Below are 2,437 nucleotides of genomic sequence, written 5' to 3' on the forward strand. Positions count from 1 at the left end.
GCTCGCGGCCGACTACCCGTCGCGCCTCACCGCGGCGCTCGGCCGGGCGCTCATCGTCCTCGAGGACGAGGGCGTGCTGGTGGTCGTGCGCGAGCGGCGGCAGCCGGTGTACCACATCACCGTCGCCCAGCGGCTCGTGGAGTAGCGGCCTCGAGGGCGAACGTAGACCGAGGGCGCACCACGCTGGACCGTGGAGCTACCCGGTGCCGAGACGCCGAGGGGTAGCCTGGAGCCATGATCCGCACCGGACGCTCCACGCTGATCCTCGCCGTCCTGACCGCGCTGACCGCGTCGGCGCAGCCGTTGACCGAGGCCGAGGCCCGAGACCTCACCGAGGCGACTCGCGGCCCTTTGACGCTCTTGTCGTGGACGCAGCCCTCGAGCATGAGGGGCCGACTCGGGTTCGATGTTCTCGCCTCGCGAGACCGTGTCACCGCGGCCTTCCAGCGCGCGGCCCGGCCCGACCTGCTGCGTCGGGTGCTCCCGCTCGTCCAGACGCCGGCCTGTCAGCGAGTCGCCCAAGCGTCCAGGTCCACCATCCGAAACGCGCTCGACGGCGCCCTCGAGGCCTACGGTGAGGGAAGCGACGAGCGCCAGGCCGACAGCGTGCTCACGGTCCGTTACCGTGACGCCGGGCGCTTTCTCGACCTCGCACCGGACTTCCATCGGGGTCTCGCCGAGGCCTTTCTGTCCGATCCTGCGGCGGACTCCCTTCGGACGGCGCTCGGGATCACGCCCAAAGTCCTGGGTCTTGGGGAGCCCAGCGAGTTCGAGGACGAATCCTTCGAGGCCGACTTCCTTCTCGCACTGCGCACCTTGCTCCACGGCGCTCCCGCGGCCCTCGTCCTCGAGACCGCCGTCATCCTCGAGGACCCGGCTGTTCGCTACGCCCATCAAGTCGCCACCGACGCGACCGCACCCGCTCTAGGACGCGCGTACACAGACTGGTTCGTGGCAATCCGAGGCGCCCCGTTTCAGACTCGACCGCTGTCGGTCTGGATCGACCCAAGGGTGCTCCTTCGAGGCCTCGACAACCCAGCTCCGGTCATCGAATGGGACCCCGCGATCACGGGAGGGACGGAGGTGTTCGCCCGCCGGGTCGGCTACCCGTCCGCCTCGCTCCAGGACAGCACCGACGGCAGGGTGCGAATCGGGACCGACGGCAGCCTCGCCTCCCGGATCGCGCTCTATCACTACCCCGACCTGCCGACCGCCGAGGCCGTCCTCGAGGCCGTCCGGACGTCCAGCTTCCAACCCGCCTTCGTCGGCGGCGAGGCGGTGGAGACGGAGGTCTTCCTCCAGGTCGAATTCGACCTCGACTTCGTAGACGCCCTCGAGGACGCCCGAGTCTCGGCGGCATCCCTGTGACACATTCTATCTGACACCGACCTCGACCTCGAGGTCTCACCACCATGCGCCACCTTCTTCTCGCGACCGTCCTCCTGGGGAGCGTCGCCCACGCCCAAACCGCGGCGGACTCGGCCCTCGTCGACCAGGCGCTCGACGCGCTCGGCTACGGCTTCGAGTCCGATAGCAGCTTGGCCACCGCGTTCGCCCCGTCCGTGCGCCAGTCGTTCCTCGAGACCCTCGACACGGCCCTCCTTGCCCAAGCGATCAGCGTGCTCGAGGGCGAGGCCTACGCCCGGACGCAGGAGGTATCGGACGCGTGGCGGCAACAGAACCTGGGCAGCGCCGTCCTCGAGGGGCCGCAGGCGGACTCGGCACGGGTCGCCGGATACGTTGTCGCCATGCTCGACGCGACGCAGCCGGACGGCGTCTACCTCGAGGTCGTCGACGAGGCCCGCCGGAGCCTGCCGGACTCCGCGCTCGCCGCCCTCGACGAGTTCGAGATGTGGGACGAGCTCACGGGAGGCGGGGCGCTCCCCTTCACGCAGCGTCTCTACCGCGAGTCCATCCGGGCGAGCCGGTACCAACTGGCCGACCTCGACCCGTCCGACCTCGAGGCGATGACCGCCTACTACCGGTCCGACGCCGGTCGCTACGTCGGGCGCCGCGTCGCGGTGGGGCTCTACCGAGCGACAGTGCTGCCGATGATCGAGATGGCGATCCAGCTTTCCCGCATGTCGGAGGCGCTGGAGGACGGCTGATCCCGGGAGGGTCTCAACCTCGAGGACGAGACGTGGCGCGCGTAGGTTGGCCGTCCCGCCACGTCCGCCATGCGTCTCCTCGCCCTCGCTCTGTGCGCGTCGGCCGGTGCTCAGCCGTCCGCGGCGGACTCGGCGCTCGTCGACCGCGCGCTCCTCGGCCTCGGGTACGACCTCGAGGGCGACGCGGAGATCTGGGGACCGACTGGCCCGAACGATCCTGGCGTCCTGGTCCGAGACGCGTTCCTCGAGGACCTCGACCGGATCGCCCTCGAGGACGCGGTCGCCTTTTTCGAGACGCCGGCCTGGCGCCACCTCGAGGGACCACCGAG

3 protein-coding genes are annotated in these 2,437 nt (G+C 70.3%); all 3 read left to right on the top strand.

The features are described 5' to 3' along the window. The first annotated feature begins 234 nt into the window (after nucleotides 1-234). The gene (locus tag WBA11_RS10190; RefSeq protein WP_424520588.1) at nucleotides 235-1,368 is read left to right on the top strand and encodes a hypothetical protein; all 1,134 of its coding nucleotides are present in this window, start codon (nucleotides 235-237) and stop codon (nucleotides 1,366-1,368) included. A 44-nt stretch (nucleotides 1,369-1,412) separates the two neighbouring features. Beyond that, nucleotides 1,413-2,108, top strand: a complete 696-nt coding sequence (locus tag WBA11_RS10195) for a hypothetical protein (RefSeq protein ID WP_424520589.1) — start codon at nucleotides 1,413-1,415, stop codon at nucleotides 2,106-2,108. A gap of 69 nt (nucleotides 2,109-2,177) precedes the next feature. After that, a partial coding sequence (locus tag WBA11_RS10200; RefSeq protein WP_424520590.1) for a hypothetical protein occupies nucleotides 2,178-2,437 on the top strand: 260 nt, incomplete at its 3' end.

Source organism: Rubrivirga sp. (assembly GCF_049648075.1).
In the GTDB taxonomy this organism is placed as follows: domain Bacteria; phylum Bacteroidota; class Rhodothermia; order Rhodothermales; family Rubricoccaceae; genus Rubrivirga.